This is a genomic window from Streptomyces sp. NPDC025721, from assembly GCF_055558595.1.
This window is the reverse complement of record NZ_JBVHMF010000016.1, coordinates 110,258-132,698: the sequence shown is the minus strand read 5'-3', so window position 1 is coordinate 132,698 and position 22,441 is coordinate 110,258. Positions and strand designations below refer to the sequence as shown.

Below are 22,441 nucleotides of genomic sequence, written 5' to 3'. Positions count from 1 at the left end.
CGTCAGCGGCCGTAGGCGTCGTCGTCCGGCGGCGCGGGCGCCGCGGGGGTTTTGCGCAGGGCTTCCGGCAGCCCGGTGGGGTCGGTGCCGAGCTTGCGGTAGACGGCGTTCAGGGTGCGGACGACGTCGCGCTCGCCGGTGCCGAGGGCGGCGGCGATCCGGCGGTGGTCCTCGCCCTGTGCGGCGCGCAGGGCGGCGGCGTGCTCGCGGGCGGTGAGGGCGTCGGAGTCGGCCGAGTGCGGGTGCCGCGGGCGCAGCCCGGCCAGCTCCAGCTCCTGGCCGGCCCGGTCGGCCAGTCCGTCCGCGCCGCACGTCCGGGCGGTGTCGAGTCCGCGGTGGAGCTGTTCCGCGGCCCGCTCTGGCTGTCCCGCCCGGCGCAGCGCGGCGCCGTGGGCGACGAGCGAGCAGGCGAGCTGGTGCGCGGAGGGCGACTCCTCCAGCCGGTCGACGGACTCCTCGAGCAGCTTCAGCCCGTCCGGGCCGCCGGTGACCTCGGCGGCGACCCGCAGCGCGTGGCCGACGGCGGAGGCGGCGCCGAACTGGCGGGCGCGGGCGACGGCGTCCAGCGCGGTCGCCCTGGCCCGCTCGGGGGTGTCGTGCGCCTCGGCGAGCGCGAGGTGCAGTTGCCAGGGGCTCCAGGCGGGGTTGCGCATCCCCCGCGGGTCGAGCCTGCCGCCGACACCGGTCAGTTCGGCGACGGCTTCTTTGTACCGCCCCTGGGCGAGCAGCAGTTCGCCGTGCACGGCCTGGGCGTCGGGGAAGGTGACGGCCGCGGGGAACGGCTCCCGGAAGTCGTACGCGGCGGCGAGCGCGACGGCTTCCTCGGTCCGGCCGCGGGCCAGCAGGATCTCGATGAGGACGGCCACCGAGTACCACTGGACGGGGGTGCCGCGGCCGACCCGCTCGGCCAGCCGCAGCCCGTCGCGGGCGAAGTCCTCGGCCTCCGCGAGCCGCCCGCGGCGGTAGCGCAGGTAGCCGAGCAGCAGATACCCGAAGGACAGGTGGGCGCCGCGCCAGCCGTGCCGCTCGAAGCCCGCGATGCCGGTGGTGAACAGCTCCTCGGCGCGGCCCGGCTGGTCGGCGTACATGTAGGTCATGGCGACCAGGACGGGGACCTCGAAACCCCACCCCTCGTTGGCCCAGGGCAGGCCGCCGTCCAGGGCGCGGCCCGCGTGGTGCAGGACGGTGGTCGTGGGCTCGCCGCGCAAGGTGGCGTCCCAGGCGCGCAGGCCGATGATGTACCGCTCGGTGAGGTCGCGGCCGGTGAGCCGGTCGGCGAGCCTGGCCAGCCGCCGGGAGCGGCTGGGCGAGTCGGGTTCGTCGGCGCGGAAGGCGTCCCACATGAACTGTTCCGCCTGCATCCGCAGCCTGGTGCGGGCGCCGGTGGCGGTACGGGCGGCGTGCGCGACGACGTCGGCGGCCTCGCCGAGCCGGTCGCTGTGGGCGAGGGACTGGGAGAGCCGGAAGACGATCCCGTCGCGCAGTTCGGGGTCGGTGATCGGCTCTTCGAGCGCGGCCCGCAGGTGGTTGACGGTGACCGAGGGCTCCAGGAGCTGGGAGGCGGAGCCCAGTTCGTAGAGCACGGCGGCCCGGTCCTCGGGCGGCGGGGGTTCGCGCAGGGCGCGGCCCAGGTACGCGCGGGCCGCCTCGGGGGCGCCCGCGCGCAGCGTCTCCCGTGCGGCGGCGCGCAGTTGGGCGACCACCCAGGGGTCGCCCTCGGGGTGGGTCTCCAGCAGGTGGCGGGCCGCGGCGGCCGGGCCGAGGCCCTCGTCGACCACCGACCAGGCGGCCTGACCGTGCAGGGCGACGCGTACGGCGTCCGGGATCGCCCGGTAGACGGCGGTGGCGATCAGCGGGTGGACGAACTCCAGGGTGCCGCTGCCGGTGACGATACGGGCGTCGCGCAGCCGGTCGGCGCAGTCGGCGGCCTCCTCGCGGCCGAGTCCCGCGACGGTGGCGGCCAGCGTCGGGGAGATCTCCGTGCCGAGGACGGCGGCGGCCCAGGCGAGGCGGACGGTGGAGGGGCCCAGACGTTCGAGCCGGGCGATCAGACCGCTGCCCTTGGCCGCGGCGGCCAGGTCGCGCAGCAGGTGGGCGCTGGACTCGTCGGGGCGCAGCCCCCGGTCGCGGACCTTCTCGGCCAACTCGACGGCTTCGAAGGGGTTTCCGGCGGTGACCGCCCAGCACTCGCGGCAGAACGCCTCGTCGGCGTGCGCGCCGACCGACTCCCTGATCAGGTGGCGGATGGCGGTCGCGGTGAGCGGTTCGAGGCCGATCGGGCGGTGTCCCGCCCGGCCGGGCAGGCCGCGGAACGACTCGGCGCCCGGCGGGAGTTCGTCCGGCCGGTAGGCGACGACGATGAGCAGCGCCAGTTCGTCGGCGCGCGGCGCGAAGGCGGCGAGCCAGTTGAGCGACTGCGGGTCGGCCCAGTGCGCGTCGTCCAACACCAGTACGACGGGCGCGCGTTGGACGGCGATGTGGGTGAGGACCCAGTCCAGGCCGTCGCGCAGACCCTGCGGGTCGGGGGCGGCGCCTTCCGCCGTGCACAGTCCGAGGGCCGGGCCGACGATGCCGTACCAACTGCCGAGCCTGGCGCGGATTTCCGTCTCCGGGGCTCCGACGAGCTGGGGTTGCAGCAGTTGCCGCGCGACGTGGAAGGCGACCTGCTGCTCCTGGTCGCCGCCGCGCGCGGACAGTACGGTGCAGCCGCGTTCCGCGGCCCTGCGGCGTACTTCGGTGAGCAGTGTGGTCTTGCCGAGGCCGGCGGACGCGGCGAAGGCGATGAGCCCCCCGTGCCGTTCGGCGGGGCGCGCGGCGATGCCCGCGTCCGTACCGGCGTCGTCGTCGGCGCCTAAGCCGGTGAGATCGCTCAACGCCTCGTCCACGGCGACGAGTTCGGCGTCTCGTTCGAGCAGCGCGCGCCGGTTGCGCGAGTGGCGCTGCGACATGGTCAACCCCCCTGCCTGCCGGTGGTGTGCGCCCGGCGCACGACATGCGGGGACGTGCAGGACGGACAGCCGACCGGTGGCCTCACAGCGTACGCCGTCGGCTCCGCTGTGTAAGGGGGACGGCCGTGCCGGTTCGCCACTGGCAGGGGACGTGACCGGCACGGCGGGAGCGGCGGCGACCTGGGAGATCTTCCCGCCGCCCAACACGGGCGAGACTGCCACGCGAGACGGTCGTCCCACCAGGCACCGCAGTCCCCGCACCGCACTGGAGCACCCGTGCGCCCCATGTGCGCCCCCCTTACCCGCCGTAACGCGCCGTCTCGTCCGCGGGTCCTGCCATACGCCCCTCGTGCGCGCGTCAGCCCCCGCGGGATGTCGGCGCCTCTCGCTCATCGGCTCGCCGCGCACCTCAATCCGACGCGGGCCCCAACTCGACGCGGGCCTCAACTCGTCCCGCGCCTCAGCTCGCCCCGCGCTTCAGCTCGACGCGGGCCTCGACTCGAGCGGGCCTCGACTCGGCGCGCACACCCGCTCGATCCGCGCGTCACCCCCTCCCTTCGGTCAACTCCCCTGCCCAGCCCGCTCCTCGCGCTGCCGCGCGTGATGGCGGGCGACGCGGGCGCGGTTGCCGCAGGACGGTTTGCACCACTCCTGGCGGGCGTGCTCCTTGACGAAGTAGCGGACGCAGCGCGGGGCGGGGCAGGCGCGCAGCAGCGCGCGCTCGGGTCCGGCGAGGAAGGCGATGGCGGCGCGGGCGAGGGCGGCGGCCAGCCGGTCGGCCGGAGCCGCGTCGGCGGACACGGTGTGAGCCGCCGCGGGTTCCGCGCCGTCCGGCCAGTCCAGGCGCGGGGCGACGGGGACCACGGCGGACGCGGTGTTCAGCCGGTCGAGCGCCTGCCGGGCCGACGGCAGCCGTCCGGCGTCCGCGCGGCTGGGCGGACCGGGCAGCACGGCGCGGGCGAAGAGCGCGCGGACCGCCGTACGCACCTCGACGACGGCGGTGCGCGCGGCCTCGTCGGCGGTGAACCGCGCCGCCGAGCCCGGCACTTCACCGAGAACGCCGCTGAGCGCGTCGGCGTGCTCGCGCACCCACCGGGTCAGCCCGGCGGGGTCCGCGAGGTCGTCGGCGACGCCGCCGTGGCCGTCGTGCCGGATGGTGACGGCGAGGTCGAGCGCGAGATGATCACCGGTCATGTCCTAATGCTATCGTCGCCATGAGCCATTAATGACTGAGGGGGTACCTGTGTCCGACCTCCGCGAGATCCTGCGCGGTCTCGATGTGTTCGACGGCGACCTGCCGCCTTTCGACATCGCGGAACTGCCCGCGGATCCGCATGAGTTGTTCATCGAGTGGCTGCTGGCGGCCGTCGCGGCCGGGGTCCGCGAGCCGCACGCCATGACGGTCTCCACGCTGGGCGCCGACGGCGACCCCGCCGCCCGCGTGCTCATCGTCAAGAACGTGTCGGCGGCGGGCTGGGAGTTCGCCTCCGACACCGGCAGCCGCAAGGGCCGCGAACTGGCCGCCCACCCCGCGGCGGCGCTCACCTTCTACTGGTCGCCGCTCGCCCGCCAGGTGCGGATTCGCGGCCGGGTCGAGACCGCGGGCCCCGAGGCGAGCGCGGCGGACTTCCTGGCCCGCTCCCCCGGCGCCCGCGCCGAAGCGCTGCTCGGCCGCCAGAGCGCACCCCTGACCGACCTCGCCACCCGCGACGCGGCCGTGCGGGAGGCCGCGGGGCGGATCGAGCGCGACCCGGACCTGGTGGCCCCCGGCTGGGCGCTCCACACGCTGCGCGCGGACAGTGTCGAGTTCTGGCAGGGCGACCGCGACCGCAGACACACCAGAGTCAACTATGTCCGCACCGAAGGTGGTTGGGAGCGAGGTCTGCTGTGGCCGTGACCGGACACACGACCGGCCCGACGGCCGGAGGACCCGCGCTCGCGGCCGTGCTCGACGCGGGGCAGACCCGGCTGCGCACACTGCTCGACGGTCTCGACGACGCCGCCGTCCGCGCCCCCAGCGCGCTGCCCGGCTGGACCCGCGGACATGTCCTGACGCATATCGAGGGCGTCGGCCTCGCGCTGGCCCGGCAGGCGCGCTACGCGCTGCGCGGCAAGCTGATCGAGGTGTACGACGGCGGTCGCAGCGGCCGGGACGCGGCCATCGAGGCCGGGCACGGCCGCTCCGCACCGGTGCTGACCGCCGCGCTCGGCGACGCGCTGGACGAGATCGAGGCGTCCTGGGCCGCGGTCGGCCCGGACGACTGGGACCGGCCGGTGAGCTACCGCGACGGCACGGTGACCACGGCGGGGCTCGCCTGGTGGCGCGAGCTGGAGATCCACACGGCGGACGCGCTGCTCGGCCCGACCCCGGCGGACTGGTCCCCCGAGTTGTGTACGCACCTGGTCGACTTCCTGTCCGCGCGGGTGCCGGACGGGATACGGCTCACGCTCGGCACGCCGGGGGACGCGGCGGACGACACCTGGTCGTTCACGCGGGGCCAGGGCACACCCGTGCTCGTACGGGGTCGGCTGACCGACCTGGCGGCCTGGCTGGCCGGACGGGTGCCGCCGCGGGCGCTGACCGGCGATCCGCTGCCGACGCTGGGCAGTTGGCCGTAGCGGGCCCGCTGACCACGGTGACCCGCGGCGGGCGGCGGAAGCCTCCCGGCCGCGGGTGGGCGGCGGCCGATGCCGTCCGCCCGTGCTGGGCTCAGGTGAGGTCGAACTCGCCGTCCCGCGCGCCCAGCACGAAGGCGCGCCACTCGGCGGGGGTGAAGATCAGGGCGGGCCCGTCGGGGTTGCGCCCGTCCCGCATCGCGATGTAGCCCTCGACAAAGGCGATCTGTACGTCGCCGGTGCCCTGGCTGCTGGAAAGCCACTCCGCGTCCGTCAAGTCGACCTGCGGCTTCTTCCCGTTGGCCAACGGCTGTCCGATGGTGCTTTCGGCCACGTCCGCTCTCCTCCTACGTCGTCGTCCGTCCTCCAGCCTATCCACCGGATCCGGAGCCCGCACAAGTCCGCGGAAACCACCCGGCGCACGGTGTACTTCAGGTAGTGGGGGGCTCGCTGCCCACCACCCACATGGAGAAGAACTGCGACCCGCCGCCGTAGGCGTGTCCCAGGGCCCGCCTGGCGCCGGGGACCTGGTGCTCCCCGGCCTCGCCGCGTACCTGAAGGGCCGCCTCGGCGAAGCGGATCATGCCGGACGCGCCGATCGGGTTGGTGGACAGCACGCCGCCCGAGGGGTTGACCGGCAGGTCGCCGCCCAGCTCCGTGACGCCGGACTCGGTGAGTTTCCAGCCCTCGCCCTCGTCGGCGAAGCCCAGATTCTCCAGCCACATCGGCTCGTACCAGGAGAAGGGCACGTATATCTCGACGGCGTCGATCTCGCGGCGCGGCGCGGTGATCCCGGCCTGCCGGAAGACGTCGGCCGCGCAGTCCCGGCCGGCCCGCGGGCTGACGTAGTCCTTGCCCGCGAACATCGTGGGTTCGCTGCGCATGGCGCCGCCGTGCATCCAGGCGGCCGGTCGCGGCGCCCGGTCCGCGCCCGCGGTGTCGGTGAGCACCATCGCGCAGGCGCCGTCGGAGGACGGGCAGGTCTCGGAGTAGCGGATCGGGTCCCAGAGCATCGGCGAGGAGCGCACCTTCTCCAGGGTGATGTCGGTCTCGTGCAGGTGCGCGTAGGGGTTGAGCAGGGCGTTGCGGCGGTCCTTGTAGGCGACCAGCGAGCCGACGGCGGCGGGCGCTCCGGTACGGCGCATGTAGGCGCGCACGTGCGGTGCGAAGAAGCCGCCCGCGCCCGCCAACAGCGGCTGCTGGAAGGGGATCGGCAGCGACAGGCCCCACATGGCGTTGGACTCCGACTGCTTCTCGAACGCGACGGTCAGCACGGTGCGGTGGACGCGTGCGGCGACCAGTCCTGCGGCGACCAGCGCGGTGGAACCGCCGACCGAACCCGCGGTGTGCACCCGCAGCATCGGTTTGCCGACCGCGCCGAGCGCGTCGGCCAGATACAGCTCCGGCATCATGACGCCCTCGAAGAAGTCGGGCGCCTTGCCGATCACGACGGCGTCGACGTCCGCCCAGTCCAGTTCGGCGTCGTCCAGCGCGCGGCGGGCGGCCTCGCGGACGAGTCCCGCGATGGACACGTCGTGGCGCGCGGCGACGTGTTTGGTCTGGCCGACGCCGACGACGGCCACGGGCTCCTTGGGCATGGGTTACTCCCCTTCCAGGACGGCCACGAGATTCTGCTGGAGGCAGGGGCCCGAGGTGGCGTGGGCCAGCGCGCGGTCCGAGCCGCCGCGGTGGATACGGGCCGCCGCCTCGCCGAGCCTGATCAGCCCGGCGGCCATCATCGGATTGGCGGCGAGCGGCCCGCCGGAGGGGTTGACGGCCACGTCGGGGCCGAGCCGCAGCGCCCTGCGCAGGACGACCTCCTGCGAGGTGAAGGGCGCGTGCAGCTCCGCGGTGTCCACGGGCGCGTCGAAGGCCCCGGCCCGCTCGGCCGCGAGCCGCGTCGAGGGCGAGTCGGTGAGGTCGCGGACGCCGAGAGAGGGGGCCTCGATGCGGTGGTCCATGCCGCGGATCCAGGCGGGCCGCGCGCACAGCCGCCGGGCGGTGTCCCCCGCCGCGAGCACCACGGCCGCGGCCCCGTCGCCGACCGGCGGGCAGTCGGCGCGGCGCAACGGGCGTACGACATAGGGGTCGTCGGCTGCGGGCGCGGTGGTGAGCTGCGCGTTCGGGTTGGTGCGGGCGGCGGCGCGGCTGCGGGCGGCGATCCCGGCCAGCTCGCGCTCGTCGGTGGCTCCCGCGTCGATCAGCGCCCGGGCCTGGAGGGCGGCGAGCGCGACGGAGTCGGGCCACAGCGGCGCCATGTAGTACGGGTCGAGCTGCCGGGTGAGGACCGAACGCAGGTCGCCGGGCGAGGACTTGCCGTAGGAGTAGACGAGCGCGGTCTCGGCCTCGCCGGTGAGGATCCGCACCCACGCCTCGTACAGCGCCCAGGCGCCGTCGGTCTCGACGTGGGACTCGGAGATCGGCGGCCAGGCGCCGACGCCGTCCAGCGCCATGGTGAAGGAGAAGGCGCGTCCCGCGAGGTAGTCGGCGGAGCCCGAGCAGGTGAAGTCGATCTCGCTGGTGGCCAGTCCGGTCTGCCCGAGCGCGTCGTGCAGGACGGGCATCAGCAGTTCGACCTCGGAGACCTCGTCGGTGCGCGCGCGGTGGCGGGACTGCGCGAAGGCGACGATGGCGACGTCGGGCATCTAGACCAGCTCCCGGTAGGTGTCGTATTCGGCGTCCGGTTCCCCGGTGGGGCGGTAGTGGTCGGGGTAGCGTCCGCCCTCGGTCCAGACCGCCTCCACCCGCAGGCCCATCCGCACCTGGTCGTACGGCATTCCGGCGATCCGTCCGTGCAGCGGGAGGTCGGCGCCGTCGAGCGCGATGTGCGCGTAGACGTACGGGACTTCTATGTCCATGGCCTTCAGGTGGGCGCTCTTGATGTTGACGATGCAGAAGGTGGTGACTGTGCCGCGCGGGCCGACCTCGACCTCTTCCGCGGTGGCGACGCCGCAGGTGGGGCAGGCGCCGCGCGGCGGGACGTAGACCTTGCGGCAGGACGGGCAGCGCTCGCCGACGATCCGCCGGTCCTCGGCGGCGCGCAGGTAGCCGGTCTGGGCGCGGCCGGGCGAGTAGGTGTAGTCGAGGCGGGCGGGGGCGACGATGCCGGTGACGGGGTCGGTGAAGACGCCGTCGTGGGCGGTGGCCGCGCCGCGCGTACGGCCGTCGTCGTACGGCTCGAAGCAGGCGATGTCGGTGATGGCGCCCTGGCGTTGCCCGGCCCAGCGGATCGCGACGCGCATGCCGGTGCTGACGTCCTCGGGCGCGGCGGCGTCGAGCGCGTGCAGCAGGGCGGTGTCGGCGCCATCGAGGCGGACCAGGACCCAGGCGAAGGGCGTGGCCAGTGGCTGGTTGGGGCGCGGGTCGGGATTCCAGGCCCAGGTGGTGACGGTGCCGGTGGCGCCGACCTCGACCAGGTCGCGCACCTCGGCCGCGGTGACCGGGTCGTACTCGACGGGGGGTACGAGGACGCGGCCTTCGGCGGTCCGCACGCCGAGCACGGTGCGCTCGCGCAGCCCGGTGAGGAAGGCGCTCTGCACGGGGCCGAGCGAGCGGGTGAAGGGGAATTCCACGACGAGCGGGGCGCTGAGCACGTCCGGTGCGTGGCCTGGTGTCATGGGCTGGCCTCCTGGGGTGGGGCGGCTCGTCGGGGGTGGTGCGCGGTGGCTGTCCGAGCGCGCTGGGCGTCCGGTGCCGGGGGGGTTCAGGTGCCCGGCTTCAGGCGCCGGGGGTTCAGGTGCCCGGCTTCAGGGGCCGGGGTTCAGGGGCCGGGGCTCAGGCGCGGCGGAAGACCGGCTGCCGCTTCTCGGCGAAGGCGCGCGGTCCTTCCTTCGCGTCGGCGGTGGCGAACAGCGGCCAGCCGCGCTCGAGTTCGAGTTTCAGCCCCTCGGTCTCGGGCAACTCCGCGGTGTCGTAGACGCTGGCCTTGACGGCCTCGACGGCGAGCGGGCCGTTGGCGTTGATCAGCTCCGCGGTCTCCAGGGCCCGGTCCAACGCGGTCCCGTCGGGCACGACATGGCCGATCAGGCCGATGTCGCGGGCCTCGTCGGCGCTGTACGGGCGTCCGGTGAGCAGCATCTCCAGCGCGTGGGTGCGGGCGATCTGCCGGGTGAGCCGTACGGTCGAGCCGCCGATCGGGAAGAGGCCGCGACGGACCTCGAACAGGCCGAAGACCGCGCTCCGTCCCGCGATCCGGATGTCGGTGCCCTGGAGGATCTCGGTGCCGCCCGCCACGCACGGTCCTTCGACCGCGGCGATCACGGGTTTGCGCGGCCGGTGGTGCCGGAGCATCGCCTTCCAGTGCAGATCGGGATCGTCCTTCAGCCGGGCCCGCGCCCGCGTGGCGGTCTCGTCGGCGCCCTCCGACAGCGCTTTGAGGTCCATCCCGGCGCAGAAGGCGCCGCCCGCTCCGGTCAGCACGATCGAGCGGATCGCGTCGTCCTCGTCGGCCTCGACCCAGCCGTCGTACAGCCCGACAAGCATCGGCAGCGAGAACGCGTTGCGTGCCCGCGGCCGGTTCAGGGTGAGGACGAGGGTGGCGCCCGCACGCTCCACGGTGAGGTGTTCCGTACCGCCCATCACGGTGCTCCTTCCGTCCGGTACTGGAACAGGTTGCAGTAGCCGCAGGCCGGGGACAAGGGTTTTCTGACTACTCGTCAGATTTGTTGGACGGGAGCCCTTCCCACCGCACGCCCGGACCGCTCTAATGACCGCGAGCCCACCGCCACTTCACCATCACCGACGACCGACGCGGGACCGCGCGGGACGGGAGACGCCGTGGAGTACAACCTTGCCGACCTCTTCGAGTCGGTCGTCGACGCCGTACCGGACCGGGAGGCGCTGGTGTACGTCGACCACCCCGGCACCGGCTCCGAGCGGCGGCTGACGTACGCGCAACTCGACGCGGCGGCCAACCGGCTCGCCCACCACCTCCTCGCGGCCGGGCTGCGCCCCGGCGAACACGTCGGACTGCACCTCTACAACGGGGTCGAATACCTTCAGACCGCCTACGCCTGCCTCAAGGCCCGCCTGGTGCCGGTCAACGTCAACTACCGCTATGTGGCCGAGGAGTTGGTCTACCTCTACCGGGACGCCGACCTCGCGGCGCTGGTCTTCGACGCCGAGTTCACCGACCGCGTGGCCGCGGCCCTGCCGCAAGCTGACCGGCTGCGGCATCTGATCCGGGTGGGCGGCCCGCCCGCCGCCGAGGACGCGGAATCCGCCCTGGATACGGTGGAGTTCGCCGACGCGGTGGCCGCGGAATCGTCCTTACGCGACTTCGGCCCGCGGTCGGCCGACGACCAGTTCGTCATCTACACCGGCGGCACGACCGGCATGCCCAAGGGTGTGATGTGGCGTCAGGAGGACCTGTTCTTCTCGGGGATGGGCGGCGGCGCCCCGACCGGCGAGCCGGTCAAACGGCCGGAGGAACTGGCGGAGCGGGTCGCGGCCGGCGGCGAGGGCCTGGTCTTCTTCCCCACCCCGCCGCTGATGCACGGCACGTCCACGCTCACCGCCTTCATCGGCTTCCACTTCGGCCAGAAGGTGGTGATCCACCGGAAATTCGTGCCGGAGGAGGTGCTGCGCACCATCGCGAAGGAACGGGTCACCAGTGTCTCGCTGGTCGGCGACGCGATGCTCAGGCCGCTCGCCGACGCGCTGGCCGGACCGCTCCAAGGCACCGACTGCTCCTCGCTGTTCACCCTGTCCAGCTCGGGCGCGGTGATGTCGCAAACGGTCAGGGACCAGTTCCAGTCGCTGGTGCCCGGGGTGCTGATCCTCAACAACTTCGGCTCGTCGGAGTCCGGTTTCAACGGCACCGCGACGGCCGACGCGGGCCCCGACCGCGGCTTCCGCATCTCGGTCGACTCGCACATCGCGGTGGTCGACCCGGCCACGCTCGAACCGGTGACCGGCGCGGCGCCCGGCCGTATCGCGCTGCGCGGCCACGTACCGCTCGGCTATTACAACGACCCCGCCGCGTCCGCGGCGACCTTCTTCCGGCGGGACGGCGAACGCTGGGTACTGCTCGGCGACATGGCCACCGTGGACGAGGACGGCGTGGTGACGGTGCTCGGGCGGGGCTCGCAATGCATCAACACCGGTGGCGAGAAGGTCTATCCGGAGGAGGTCGAGGAGGCGCTCAAGGCGCATCCCGACGTCTACGACGCGCTGGTGGCGGGGGTGCCGGACGAGCGCTGGGGCCACCGTGTGGCGGCGGTGGTGCAGCCGCGCGACGGGGCGGACCCGCTCACCCTCGAGGACGTGCAGGCGCACTGCCGTGCGCGGCTGGCCGGGTACAAGATTCCGCGCAGTCTGGTGGTGACCGACCGCATCCAGCGCTCCCCCAGCGGCAAGGCCGACTACCGGTGGGCCCGTTCGATCGTCGTACAGGGGGCCGGATCCGGCGGGTAGGGTCCGATCATGACCGTACATGATCACCAACGCGGCGCCGGGCGGAACTCCGGCCGCGAGTCGCCGCATGCGCCGCACTCCGCCCTGTCCCCGCTCTCTCCCGGCCTCGATCCGGCCCGCACCGCGCTGGTGCTGGTCGACCTCATGGACCGGATCGTCGCGTTACCCCTGGCTCCGCACAGCGGGCCCGACGTGCTCACCGCCGCGTGCGGCCTCGCCGCGTCCTTCCGGGACGCGGGCGCGACGGTCGTCGCCGTCCGCGCGCAGCGCACCGGCCCCGCGGAACAGCCGCCGGGCAGCGGCCTGGTGGAGGGCGTGGCGCGGGACGGCGACCTGCTCGTCGTGAAGCGGACCGTCGGCGCCTTCCACGACACCGGCCTCCACGACCGGCTCCAAGAGCGCGGCATCGACACCCTCGTCATGGCCGGGATAGCCACCAACATGGGCGTGGAGTCCACCGCGCGGGCCGCCGCCGACCACGGCTACCGGCTGGTCTTCGCCGAGGACGCGATGTCCGGCCTCACCGCCGCCGAGCACCGGGCGACGGTCTCCCTCGACTTCCCCCGGTTCGGCACCGTCGTCTCCGCCGCGGAGGTGGAATTCGCCGGTCCCGGCTGAACCCGCCGGTCTTGGGGAACCTAGGAGTGGCGGCGGGGTGGCCCGCCGCCTTCTTTTTCACCCTGGTTTCTGTACCTACTAGTATGTACACTCGGTACCATGGACACGGCGGAGCGGTTGATCGAGAGCGCCCAGGAGCTGCTCTGGGAGCGGGGCTATGTCGGGACCAGCCCGAAGGCCATACAGGACCGGGCGGGTGCCGGGCAGGGCAGCATGTACCACCACTTCCGGGGCAAGCCGGACCTGGCGGTGACGGCGATGCGGCGCAGCGCCGCGCAGCTCAGGGCCCAGGCAGAGGAGCAACTGGCGGGCGGCGAGACGGCTGTGGAGAAGGCGCTGGCGTATCTGCTGCGCGAGCGCGACGCCCTGCGCGGCTGCCGGGTCGGCCGGATGGCCATGGACCCGGACGTCATCGACAGCGCGGAGCTGCGACAGCCGGTGGCGGAGACCTTCGGCTGGCTGTGCGACCGGCTCGCCGGGATTATCGCCGACGGCATGGACAGCGGCGAGCTGCGGCCGGGCCTGGATCCGTACGACACGGCCGCCGCGATAGTCGCCGTCGTCCAGGGCGGTTACGTCCTGGCCCGCGCCGCCGACTCGCAGGAGCCGTTCGACCGGGCGGTACGGGGTGCCACGGCGCTACTGACGGCGGCGCGTACGGCGTCCTGACCACCGCCGCCCTGCGCCGCTTCTCGACCCGACACCTGACAAGGACCCGTCCCGCCGCACGACGGCGGCGCACCGCTCCGAGGCGGCGCCGCGGCACTCATGGGGGAGCCACCGACCATGCACGCGATGAACTACCGCATCACCCTGCCCGCCGACTACGACATGGGGATCATCCGGCACCGGGTGGCGACCCGCGGCCACCTCCTGGACGATTTCCCCGGCCTGGGCGCCAAGGCGTACCTCATACGTGAGCGCGGGGTCGAGGACTCGCCGGTCAACCAGTACGCCCCGTTCTATCTGTGGAACACCCCGCAGGGCATGAACGGCTTCCTGTGGGGTCCCGGATTCCAGGGGATCGTCAGCGACTTCGGACGGCCGGTGGTCGAGCACTGGACCGGGCTCGGCTTCGCGCGGGGACCGTCCTTCGGCGCCGTTCCGCGCGCGGCGGCCAGGCGGGCGTGGCCGCTGGACCCGGGCGCCGAGCCCGCCGCCGTGATCAGTGCCGCGCTCGCGGAACTGCCGGAGCTGGCCGCACGCCCCGGCGCGCACAGCGTCGCGCTCGCCGTCGACCCCCGGCGGTGGGAGCTGCTGCGCTTCACCCTGTGGGAACAGACGGCCCCGCCCGCTCCCGGCGAGGAGCGGTACGAGGTGCTGCGTCTGTCGGCACCGGAGTTGGACACGATCGAGACGGGACAGCAGTGGTGAGCACCCCTACGGCTGATACGGCGCGTACATCCCCAACGGTCCCTACGGCCCGTACGGCCCCTGCGACGATGACGCCGAGCACGATCGACCGGGACGCGGGCTACCGGCTGCTGGCCGAAATGGCGGGCCCCTCCACCGTCGAGTCCACCCTCACCGGCCTCGACTCGCTCGCCCCCGGCTTCCCCGACTGGATCGTCACCGCCCTCTTCGGCGGCACCTACCAGCGCGAGGGGCTGGCCCTGCGGGACCGGCAGATCGCCAATCTGGCGGCGCTGACCGCGATCGGCGGGGTCGAGCCGCAGCTCGACGACCATGTCCGCAACAGCCTGCGGATCGGCATGTCCGCACGCGAGATCGTGGAGGTGATGGTGCACCTCGCACCGTACGCGGGCGTGCCGAGGGCGTTGGCCGGGCTGCGGGTGGCGGCCGGCGTCTTCGCGGACGGGGCGGGCGGCACGGGCAGCGCGGACTGCGCGGGCGATTCGGGTGGCGCGGGCAATTCCGGCGATTCCGGCGATGCGGGCAACGCGGACGACGCCGACGGCACAGCGCCGGGCGGTGCGCGATGAGCGGGCGGTCCGGGACGAGGGCGGTGCGTACGGTCCTCGGGGACATCGCGCCCGACCGGCTCGGAGTGTGCGACGCCCACGACCATCTCTTCCTGCGCATGCCCGCGCTCGCCGGACAGGAGCTGGACGATCCGGCGGCGGCGGTGGCCGAGTTGGCCGCCTTCCGGGCGCTCGGCGGGGCGGCGGTCGCCCAGTGGACGCCGTTCGGCCTCGGGCGGCGAGCGGCCGAGCTGCCCGCGCTGTCGCGGACCTCGGGCGTGCACGTCGTGGCGGCGACCGGACTGCACCAGGCCGCCCACTACGCGCCCGAGCTGGTGGAGCGGCTGCGCGCGGACGGCCTGGCCGCCTTCTTCATCGCCGAGCTGACCCGGGGGCTGCTCGATGGCGACGACCCGGACGGCCCGCGCGGCACCGCGAGGGCGGGCATGATCAAGGTCGCCGGGATGTTCCACGGCCTCGACGGCCACGCCCGGCGGGTCCTGGCGGCGGCGGCCGAGGCCCACCACGCCACGGGTGCGCCGATCGGCGTCCACCACGAGCTGGGGACCGCCGCGGTCGACGTCCTCGGCGTACTCCACGGTGAGGAGGGCGTGCCCACCGCCAGCGTCCTGCTCGGCCACCTCAACCGCTTCCCCGATCCGGGCGTCCACCGCGAACTGGCCGCCTCCGGCGCGTTCCTCGCCTTCGACGGCCCCTCACGCGCCAACCACGCCACCGACTGGCGGCTGATCGACTGCATGGTCGCGCTCGCCGAGGCCGGCCACACCGCGCAGCTCCTGCTCGGCGGCGACACCACGACGGCCGCCGCCCGCTCCTCGACCGGCGGCGGTCCGGGGCTGCCCTACCTCCTGCGTACGCTCCGGCCGCGCCTGGAAAGGGAGTTGGGCACGGCGGCGGCCGATGCGGTCTTCGTGACCAACCCGGCGCGGGCGCTGTCCGCCGAGTGGCACGACGGGGGCGGGAGCACGGGCGCCGACAGGGCCTAGCGCGGGTCCGGTCGGCCGCCGGTCGCCGCGCCCTGGGCCAGGTCGGCGACCACGGCCGCGTGGTCGGAGGGCCAGACGCCGTCGACCGGGCGGTCACCGGCCCGGTGGGTGCGCTGGACGGCGCCGCGCGTGCCCCCGGCCGTCGGCATGCCGACGAAGATGTAGTCGAGGCAGGTGGGCCGGTTGCCGAAGTTGGCCGCGTCCTGCTGGGTGATGTCCCACGTGCCGTTCGGCAGGGCGGGGTCGGCGAACCGCCAGGCGTCGACCAGCACGAGCCCCGGAACGGCGGGCGCCGTCCGGTAGCCGCCCATCAGCCGGATCTCGTCGAAGTCCGGTTCCGCGTTGAAGTCCCCGGTGACGACGGGCGGATGCCCGCCGGTCGACCGCTCGGCCACGAAGGCGGCCAGCTCCCGCACCTGGAGGCAGCGGACCGCGGAGTCGGCGGCCCCGGAGTTGAGGTGGGTGGTGAAGAAGGGCAGCGGGCCGCCGGGCGCGTCGATCAGCGTGTGCAGCGCCGTCTTGCCGTCGTCGGCGGCGGCGCCCGCGGGCAGCCGACGCTCGGCGGTCTCCAGGATCGGGTGGCGGCTGAGCACCGCGACCCCGACGTCGACGGTGGTGTCACCGCCGTTGCGCCCGTGCCAGCGGTCCTGCACCGGGGCGCGCGACCAGGCCCACTCCATGCCCAGCTCGTCCGCCAGCCACCCGGCCAGATTCTCGTCCGCGCTCCCCCACACCTCCTGGAGGCCCACGACGTCCGGCCGGACGTCGGCCAGGGTCCGCACGATCGCGTCCCGCCGCTCGCGCCAGTTCCCGAACCGCCACCAGAGATTCCAGGTCATGACGCGGGTGGTGTCCGCCGACCCGGAGCCGCTGCCGGAGCCGCCGCCGGAGCCGCCGTCGAAGCCCGTGTCCGGGCCGCTGCCGATATCCACTCGCCGGTTCCCCTCGCCGCGCCTACCGTGTCGGGATGTCCACTGAGGTGATCATTCTCAACGGCGGATCGAGTTCCGGGAAGTCCAGGATCGCCCGCTGCCTGCAAGATGTGCTGCCGCGGCCCTGGCTGACCTTCGGCTGCGACACCCTGGTCGACGCGCTGCCCGCCGCGATGCGCACCTCGGAGGACCCCGAGGGCGGCATCGGCTTCGGACCCGACGGCTCGGTGTCGGTCGGCGACGACTTCCGGCTGCTGGACATCGCCTGGGCGCGGGGCATCGGGGCGATGGCCCGCGCGGGGGCCAGGATCGTCGTGGACGAGGTCTTCCTCGGCGGGCCCGACTCCCAGGAGCGCTGGCGCACCGCCCTGACCGGCCTCGACGTCCTGTGGGTCGGCGTGCGCTGCGACCCCGAGGTGGCGGCGGCCCGCGAGGCCGCCCGCGGCGACCGCGCCACCGGCATGGCCCGCTCCCAGGCCGACCTCGTCCACCGCGGTGTGCGCTACGACCTGGAGGTCGACACCAGCCGAACGCCGTCGCTGGCCTGCGCCCGTACGATCGCCGCCCGCGTCACCGGCTGACCGCCGCCGGACGACGGCACCGGGCACCGGGCACCCACGACGGCCACGCCGCCCGTCGGCCATGGTGTCAGGCGGCGCGGTTCCCGTCGCCGGAAGGCGCCGACCGTACTCGTCGGGCCTCAGCCCCGCGCCCCGTCCGCCGGCCGACCGGCCGGGACCGGGGACAGGAAGGCCCGCACCTCGCGCAGGAATTCGGCCGGGCGGTCGTCGTGGATCATGTGACCGGCCTCGATGGTGACCAGGCGGCAGTCGGGGATGCGGCCCGCGACCCGGGCGAGCTGGTCCTGGCGCAGGTGGCTGCTCGGGCCGCCCGCGACGAGCAGGGTGGGCGCGGTGATCGCGGTGAGGTCGCGCCACCAGGCCGGGTCGGGGTCGTTGCGCTGCGCCGCGACGGCGGGCAGCAGACGCCAGTCGTACGGGGTCGGGTCCTCGGGGGCTTCGGTCGGGACGGGGCGCGGCGGGTCGGCGGGGAAGGGCAGCGGGCCCTCCTCCAGTACGAGCCGCCGTACGGCGTCCGGTCGCGCGATGGCCGCAAGCGACGCGGCGAACGTGCCCAGCGAGTGGCTGACCACCGTCACCCGCCGCAGTCCCAGCGCGTCGAGGAAGCCGAGCACGTCGTCCCGCAGCAGCTCGAAGGAGTACGTGCCGGGGTGTTCGCTCGCGCCGTGGCCGCGCAGGTCGGGCGCGTACGCGCGCCAGCCGTCGGCGGCCAGCGCGTCCGACACCGCGCGCCAGGACGTACGGTCCTCGCCCAGCGCGTGCAGCAGCAGGAGCGGCGGCCCGTCCGCCGGACCGGCCACCTCGTAGGCGAGCCGCACACCGTTCGCCTCGACGTTCAGAATCTCACCCATACGCCGAGGCTACGGTGCCGCGGGCCGCTCACAGCGGGCGTTCGCGCTCGGCCCAATACGGCTCGCGGAGCCGTCGCTTGTAGAGCTTGCCGTTGGGGTCGCGGGGCATCTCGGCGACGAAGTCGACGGTCTTGGGCCGCTTGTACCCGGCCAGTCTCCGGCCGCAGTGTTCGAGGATGTCGTCGGCGAGCGCCGGTCCCGGCTCGTGTCCGGGGGCGGCCTCGACCACGGCCTTGACCTCCTCGCCCCACTCGTCGTGCGGGATGCCGAAGGCGGCGGCGTCGGCGACGGCGGGGTGGGTGAGGAGGGCGGCCTCGATCTCGGCGGGGTAGATGTTGACGCCGCCGGAGATGATCAGGTCGATCTTGCGGTCGCGCAGGAAAAGGTAGCCGTCCTCGTCGAGATAGCCGAGGTCGCCGACGGTGAAGAAGTCGCCGATCCGGTTGGACCGGGTCTTGGCCGCGTCCTTGTGGTAACTGAAGCCGCCGGTCTTCATGTTGATGTAGACGGTGCCGACCTCGCCGGGCGGCAGCAGGTTCCCGGCGTCGTCGTGGACGGCGATCTCGCTGATCGGCCAGGCCCGCCCCACGGTGCCGGGTTTCTTCAGCCACTCCCGCGCGGTGGCGAAGGTGCCGCCGCCCTCGCTGGCCGCGTAGTACTCCTCCACGCACGGGCCCCACCACTCCAGCATCGCCCGCTTGACGTGGTCGGGGCAGGGCGCGGCGCCGTGGATCGCGTGCCGCATGGACGTCACGTCGTAGCGCCCCCGTACGTCCTCCGGCAGGGCCAGCAGCCGGTGGAACTGCGTGGGGACCATGTGCGTGTAGGTGCAGTGGTAGCGGTCGATGACGCGCAGCATCTCCTCCGGCGTCCACTTGTCCATCAGCACCACCGGGTGCCCGATGTGCAGGGCGGCGCCCGCGAATTGGAGCACGGCGGTGTGGTAGAGCGGTGAGCAGACGAGGTGGACGTTGCCGTCGAAGGGCTTGATCCCGAAGATCCCGAGGAATCCGCCGAGATACGTCTCCTCGGGCGGCTTGCCCGACAGCGGGCGGCGGATGCCGCGCGGGCGGCCGGTGGTGCCCGAGGTGTAGTTCATGACCCAGCCGCTGGTCCTGGCGTCGGGCGCGGTGGCGGGCTGTCCCGCGAGCAGGTCGGCGAAGGGGCGGAAGCCGTCGATGTCGCCGACCGCGTACCGCCGGTCCGAGGCGAACCCCGCCTCGTCGGCCGCCTCGCGGGCGGCCTCGGCGAAGCGCTCGTGCGCGATGAGCACCTTGGCGCCGGAGTCGGCGAGTATCCAGCCGATCTCGGGGGCCACGAAGTGGTGGTTGACGGGCACCAGGTAGAAACCGGCCTGGAAGGCGGCGAGATAGGCGGTGAAGAACTCGACGCCGTTGGGCAGGACGACGGCGAAGGCGTCGCCGGGCTCCAATCCGGCCGCGCGCAGCCCGTGCACGAGCCGGTTGGACGCCGCGTGCAGCCGCTCGGCGCTCCACTGCTCGCCGTCGGGCGCGGTGAGAACGGTACGGCCGGGGTCCTGTTCGGCCTGTGCCCAGAAGCCGTTGGGCGTGGACGTGCTCATCCGGTCCTCCTCAGCGGTCGGGTCTGCCGGAGCAGATCTGTTCTGCGCGTGCGGGCGGTCAGCGCCGGTCACGCCCTGGGCCGGGGGCGGCGCCGTCCCGCGCGCCGCGTCCGGCGATACGGTTCAGCCGGTCCATCGCGCGCTCGAAGCCGCGCGTGAGGTCGTCGAAGACGGCCTGGACGGGGCGCTCCTGGTTCATCGCGCCGACGATCTGGCCGACCGGTGTGCCGAGCAGCGGGCCGACCTCGTAGCGCTGGATGCGGGAGACGGCGTCGGCGACCAGCAGGCCCTGGAGCGGCATCGGCAGGGTGCCGGGGCCTGCCGGGTCCTCCCAGGCGTCGGTCCACTCGGTGCGGAGCTGGCGGGCGGGTTTGCCGGTGAGGGCGCGGGAGCGGACGGTGTCGCCCGAGCCCGCGGCGAGCAGCTTGCGGGTGAGGGCGGGCGAGTGCAGATCGGCCTCGGCGGCGGTGAGCCAGACCGAGCCGAGCCAGACGCCCTGCGCGCCCAACGCCAGCCCGGCGGCGACCTGTTCGCCGGTGCCGATGCCGCCTGCCGCGAGCACCGGCAACGGGTCGACGGCGCGCACCACTTCGGGGACGAGCACCATGCTCGCGATCTCCCCGGTGTGGCCGCCCGCCTCGTAGCCCTGGGCGACCACGATGTCGATGCCCGCCTCCTGATGGTGCCGCGCGTGCCGGGCGCTGCCGGCGAGCGCGGCGACCAGCACACCGTGGTCGTGGGCCCGGCGCACGACGTCGGCGGGCGGTGAGCCCAGCGCGTTGGCGAGCAGCTTGATCGGGTAGTCGAAGGCGACGTCGAGCTGGTCGCGGGCGACCTTCTCCATCCAGCCGGTGATCCGCCAGCCCGCGCGCTCGTCGGCGGCGAGTGCGGGGACGCCGTGTTTGGTCAGCAACGCCTCGACGTAGGCGCGGTGTTCCGGCGGGATCATCGCCTCGATGTCCGCCTCGGTGACTCCCTCGACCTTCTTCGCGGGCATCACGACGTCGAGGCCGTACGGCAGTTTGTCGGTGTGCCCGTCCAACCAGTCGAGGTCGCGGGCGAGTTCGTCGGGGGCGGAGTAGCGGACCGCGCCCAGGACGCCCATGCCGCCCGCGCGGCTGATCGCGGCGGCGACCGCGGGGAACGGCGTGAAGCCGAAGACGGGGTACTCGATGCCCAGCCGTGTGCTCAGCTCGGTCTCCATGGGGGGCAGGATGCCGCAGCCGGTCTGGAGAGGGAAGAGATTTTCTGACGCGGTGTCAGATTTCTGCGACCCCGCGCCCGTCACGCGGGGCCGCGACGCCCGAGCGCGCCACACGTCGGCGACACTCCCGGCCGCCGCCCCGTCACGTCGGCGGCGCTCCCGGCCGCCCCCCGTCACATCAGCGGCGGTCCCGGCCGCCGCCCCCCCGTCACATCAGCGGCTGTCGCCGCCCTCGTCGCCCCGCCGCACCGTCATCACCGCCGCGGCGACCGCGGTCGCCGCCAGGATCGCGGCGGCGGTACCGAGGGCTGCCTGCGCGGCGGCGCGCGGTGTGCCGTCCCCCGCGAGGTAGACGCCGCCGATCACGGCGACGCCGATGGTGCCGCCGAGTTGCTGGACGGCGTTGAGCAACCCGGCGGCCGAGCCGGTCTCCTGCCGGCCGACGCCGCTCAGCGCGGTGGTGAAGAACGGCGGGGTGAACAGCCCGGTGCCCAGGCCCGCGACGGCGAGCGCGAACAGCAGCGCCGTCGGGTACGTGTCGGGCGCGGCGGACCGGTAGGCGAGGACCGCGCCGCCGATCCCGACGCCGAGGAAGGCGATCCCGGCGTGCATGACGCGGGTCCCGTAGCGCGGGACCAGACGGCCGCCCGCGGCCACCGACCCCGCGGACAGCCCGAGCGACCAGGGCAGCATGGTCAGTCCCGCGGTGAGCGGGCCGCGGCGCAGGCCCAGTTCGAGATGGAGGACCACGGTGATCATGACGCCGTTCATGACGGCGAAGAACAGCGTGGAGGTGGCGAGCGCGGCGGGGAACGCACGGCCGCGCAGCAGGGCCGGTTCGATCAGCGGCGCCCCGCCGCCGCGCGCGGTGCGCCGCTGGTGGACGACGAACAGCGCCAGTACGGCGGCGCCGACGGCCGCCACCGCCCATCCGGCCGCTCCGGGCGAGCCGGTGGCCAGCGGGCACACCACCAGCGCGGTGCCCGCCATGGCCAGCGCCGTCCCCGCCGGGTCGAGGCGCGGCCGGACCGGGGCACGGTCCTCGCGCAGCCGTCGCGCGACGGCCAGCACGACGACCGCGAGCGGGACGTTGACCATGAAGCAGGCGCGCCAGGACGAGCCGAACAGGTCGGCGTGCGTCAGGACCCCGCCGAGCACCGGGCCGAGGACCGCGGACAGGCCCATCACCGGGCCGATCGTGCCCAGCGCCTTGGCCAGTTCGTCGCCGTCGAACATCGCGCGGATCAGGCCGAAGGTCTGCGGGATGATCAGCGCCGCCGCCGCGCCTTGCAGCGCCCGCAGTCCGATCAGCGTCTCGGGTGTCGGCGCGAGCGCGCACGCCAGCGACGTGACGGCGAAGGCCGTCACCCCGATCCGGAAGACCCGGCGGCGGCCCGCGATGTCGCCGAGCCGGGCGCCGGTCAGCAGCCCGAGCGCGAACGCGAGGGTGTAGGCGGCGCTGAACCACGGGATGGCCGCCGCCGCGCCGCCGAGGTCGGTGTGGATGACCGGGCCCGCGACCTGCACGATCGTGGCGTCCAGCAGATTCATCGCCTCCGCGACCAGCACGGCGGCCAGCGCGATCCACCGCCAGGGGTACGCGGACGGCGGTACGGAACCGGCCGCCGGTCCCTCTCCCGCGCCGGGACCCCCGGTCACGGCGGGCGCGCCGTGCGGGTCGTACGTGTCGTGCGTCTCGTGTCCTGTGCTGCGGGACATGCCTCTCCCCTGCGTACGGCGCGGTTGGTCGTCCGTGCGCGTGGTCC

21 protein-coding genes are annotated in these 22,441 nt (G+C 74.1%); 9 read left to right on the top strand and 12 right to left on the bottom strand.

Annotated features, from left to right (window positions below; genetic code table 11):
- Nucleotides 1-2: 2 nt before the first annotated feature.
- Nucleotides 3-2,948, bottom strand: coding sequence for an ATP-binding protein (locus tag ACZ4EF_RS22605; RefSeq protein WP_467506250.1), 2,946 nt, complete (start codon nt 2,946-2,948; stop codon nt 3-5).
- A 561-nt stretch (nt 2,949-3,509) separates the two neighbouring features.
- On the bottom strand, nt 3,510-4,142 hold the full coding sequence (locus tag ACZ4EF_RS22600) for a CGNR zinc finger domain-containing protein (RefSeq protein ID WP_467506249.1): 633 nt from the start codon (nt 4,140-4,142) through the stop codon (nt 3,510-3,512).
- 49 nt (nt 4,143-4,191) lie between these two features.
- Between ACZ4EF_RS22600 and ACZ4EF_RS22595 the strand changes: the two genes are divergently transcribed.
- The gene (locus ACZ4EF_RS22595; protein WP_355344000.1) at nt 4,192-4,845 is read left to right on the top strand and encodes a pyridoxine/pyridoxamine 5'-phosphate oxidase; all 654 of its coding nucleotides are present in this window, start codon (nt 4,192-4,194) and stop codon (nt 4,843-4,845) included.
- On the top strand, nt 4,842-5,567 hold the full coding sequence (locus ACZ4EF_RS22590) for a maleylpyruvate isomerase family mycothiol-dependent enzyme (RefSeq protein WP_467506248.1): 726 nt from the start codon (nt 4,842-4,844) through the stop codon (nt 5,565-5,567). Before ACZ4EF_RS22595 ends, ACZ4EF_RS22590 begins: the two co-directional genes overlap by 4 nt.
- A gap of 91 nt (nt 5,568-5,658) precedes the next feature.
- Here ACZ4EF_RS22590 and ACZ4EF_RS22585 read toward each other — a convergent pair whose 3' ends face one another.
- The 5 genes from ACZ4EF_RS22585 to ACZ4EF_RS22565 form a co-directional block, all read right to left on the bottom strand.
- Nucleotides 5,659-5,898: a DUF397 domain-containing protein gene (locus tag ACZ4EF_RS22585; RefSeq protein ID WP_093716245.1), complete on the bottom strand. Its 240-nt coding sequence runs from the start codon at nt 5,896-5,898 to the stop codon at nt 5,659-5,661.
- A 97-nt stretch (nt 5,899-5,995) separates the two neighbouring features.
- The gene (locus tag ACZ4EF_RS22580) at nt 5,996-7,162 is read right to left on the bottom strand and encodes a thiolase domain-containing protein (RefSeq protein ID WP_467506247.1); all 1,167 of its coding nucleotides are present in this window, start codon (nt 7,160-7,162) and stop codon (nt 5,996-5,998) included.
- A 3-nt stretch (nt 7,163-7,165) separates the two neighbouring features.
- On the bottom strand, nt 7,166-8,209 hold the full coding sequence (locus ACZ4EF_RS22575) for a thiolase domain-containing protein (RefSeq protein ID WP_391164171.1): 1,044 nt from the start codon (nt 8,207-8,209) through the stop codon (nt 7,166-7,168).
- A complete protein-coding gene (locus tag ACZ4EF_RS22570; protein ID WP_391050122.1) occupies nt 8,210-9,181 on the bottom strand; it encodes an OB-fold nucleic acid binding domain-containing protein in 972 nt (323 codons plus the stop codon).
- 157 nt (nt 9,182-9,338) lie between these two features.
- Complete coding sequence (locus ACZ4EF_RS22565) at nt 9,339-10,142, bottom strand: crotonase/enoyl-CoA hydratase family protein (RefSeq protein WP_401313935.1); 804 nt, start codon at nt 10,140-10,142, stop codon at nt 9,339-9,341.
- Nucleotides 10,143-10,340: 198 nt separating this feature from the next.
- Here ACZ4EF_RS22565 and ACZ4EF_RS22560 point away from each other — a divergent pair, with 198 nt between their 5' ends.
- The 6 genes from ACZ4EF_RS22560 (at nt 10,341) to ACZ4EF_RS22535 (ending at nt 15,525) form a co-directional block, all read left to right on the top strand.
- A complete protein-coding gene (locus tag ACZ4EF_RS22560) occupies nt 10,341-11,978 on the top strand; it encodes an acyl-CoA synthetase (RefSeq protein WP_391050124.1) in 1,638 nt (545 codons plus the stop codon).
- A 9-nt stretch (nt 11,979-11,987) separates the two neighbouring features.
- Complete coding sequence (locus tag ACZ4EF_RS22555) at nt 11,988-12,596, top strand: isochorismatase family protein (RefSeq protein WP_391164164.1); 609 nt, start codon at nt 11,988-11,990, stop codon at nt 12,594-12,596.
- 99 nt (nt 12,597-12,695) lie between these two features.
- Entirely contained in the window at nt 12,696-13,265 is a 570-nt protein-coding gene (locus ACZ4EF_RS22550; RefSeq protein WP_355343976.1) for a TetR/AcrR family transcriptional regulator, read from the top strand.
- 117 nt (nt 13,266-13,382) lie between these two features.
- Nucleotides 13,383-13,970: a DUF4865 family protein gene (locus ACZ4EF_RS22545; protein ID WP_401313941.1), complete on the top strand. Its 588-nt coding sequence runs from the start codon at nt 13,383-13,385 to the stop codon at nt 13,968-13,970.
- Nucleotides 13,971-14,038: 68 nt separating this feature from the next.
- Nucleotides 14,039-14,539, top strand: a complete 501-nt coding sequence (locus ACZ4EF_RS22540) for a carboxymuconolactone decarboxylase family protein (RefSeq protein ID WP_467506246.1) — start codon at nt 14,039-14,041, stop codon at nt 14,537-14,539.
- Nucleotides 14,536-15,525, top strand: a complete 990-nt coding sequence (locus ACZ4EF_RS22535; RefSeq protein WP_467506245.1) for a phosphotriesterase family protein — start codon at nt 14,536-14,538, stop codon at nt 15,523-15,525. The genes ACZ4EF_RS22540 and ACZ4EF_RS22535 overlap by 4 nt, the downstream gene beginning before the upstream one ends.
- On the opposite strand, the gene ACZ4EF_RS22530 is transcribed toward ACZ4EF_RS22535, so the two are convergent.
- Nucleotides 15,522-16,364 (bottom strand): endonuclease/exonuclease/phosphatase family protein, encoded by an 843-nt coding sequence (locus tag ACZ4EF_RS22530; protein WP_467506272.1) that lies wholly within the window; start codon nt 16,362-16,364, stop codon nt 15,522-15,524. The genes ACZ4EF_RS22535 and ACZ4EF_RS22530 overlap by 4 nt on opposite strands.
- A gap of 128 nt (nt 16,365-16,492) precedes the next feature.
- Between ACZ4EF_RS22530 and cpt the strand changes: the two genes are divergently transcribed.
- The gene (gene cpt / locus ACZ4EF_RS22525) at nt 16,493-17,038 is read left to right on the top strand and encodes a chloramphenicol phosphotransferase CPT (protein WP_391164157.1); all 546 of its coding nucleotides are present in this window, start codon (nt 16,493-16,495) and stop codon (nt 17,036-17,038) included.
- A 119-nt stretch (nt 17,039-17,157) separates the two neighbouring features.
- Here the strand turns inward: cpt and ACZ4EF_RS22520 are convergent, their stop codons facing one another.
- The 4 genes from ACZ4EF_RS22520 to ACZ4EF_RS22505 all read right to left on the bottom strand — a co-directional run bounded on the left by ACZ4EF_RS22520 (nt 17,158) and on the right by ACZ4EF_RS22505 (nt 22,394).
- Nucleotides 17,158-17,889, bottom strand: coding sequence for an alpha/beta fold hydrolase (locus ACZ4EF_RS22520; protein WP_467506244.1), 732 nt, complete (start codon nt 17,887-17,889; stop codon nt 17,158-17,160).
- A gap of 28 nt (nt 17,890-17,917) precedes the next feature.
- Nucleotides 17,918-19,471, bottom strand: a complete 1,554-nt coding sequence (locus tag ACZ4EF_RS22515) for an acyl-CoA synthetase (RefSeq protein ID WP_467506243.1) — start codon at nt 19,469-19,471, stop codon at nt 17,918-17,920.
- A 58-nt stretch (nt 19,472-19,529) separates the two neighbouring features.
- Nucleotides 19,530-20,675, bottom strand: coding sequence for an NAD(P)H-dependent flavin oxidoreductase (locus ACZ4EF_RS22510; RefSeq protein ID WP_401313951.1), 1,146 nt, complete (start codon nt 20,673-20,675; stop codon nt 19,530-19,532).
- A gap of 213 nt (nt 20,676-20,888) precedes the next feature.
- Nucleotides 20,889-22,394 carry an MFS transporter gene (locus tag ACZ4EF_RS22505; RefSeq protein ID WP_467506242.1) on the bottom strand — a complete coding sequence of 502 codons (1,506 nt, stop codon included), beginning with the start codon at nt 22,392-22,394 and terminating at the stop codon, nt 20,889-20,891.
- Between the last annotated feature and the right edge of the window lie 47 nt (nt 22,395-22,441).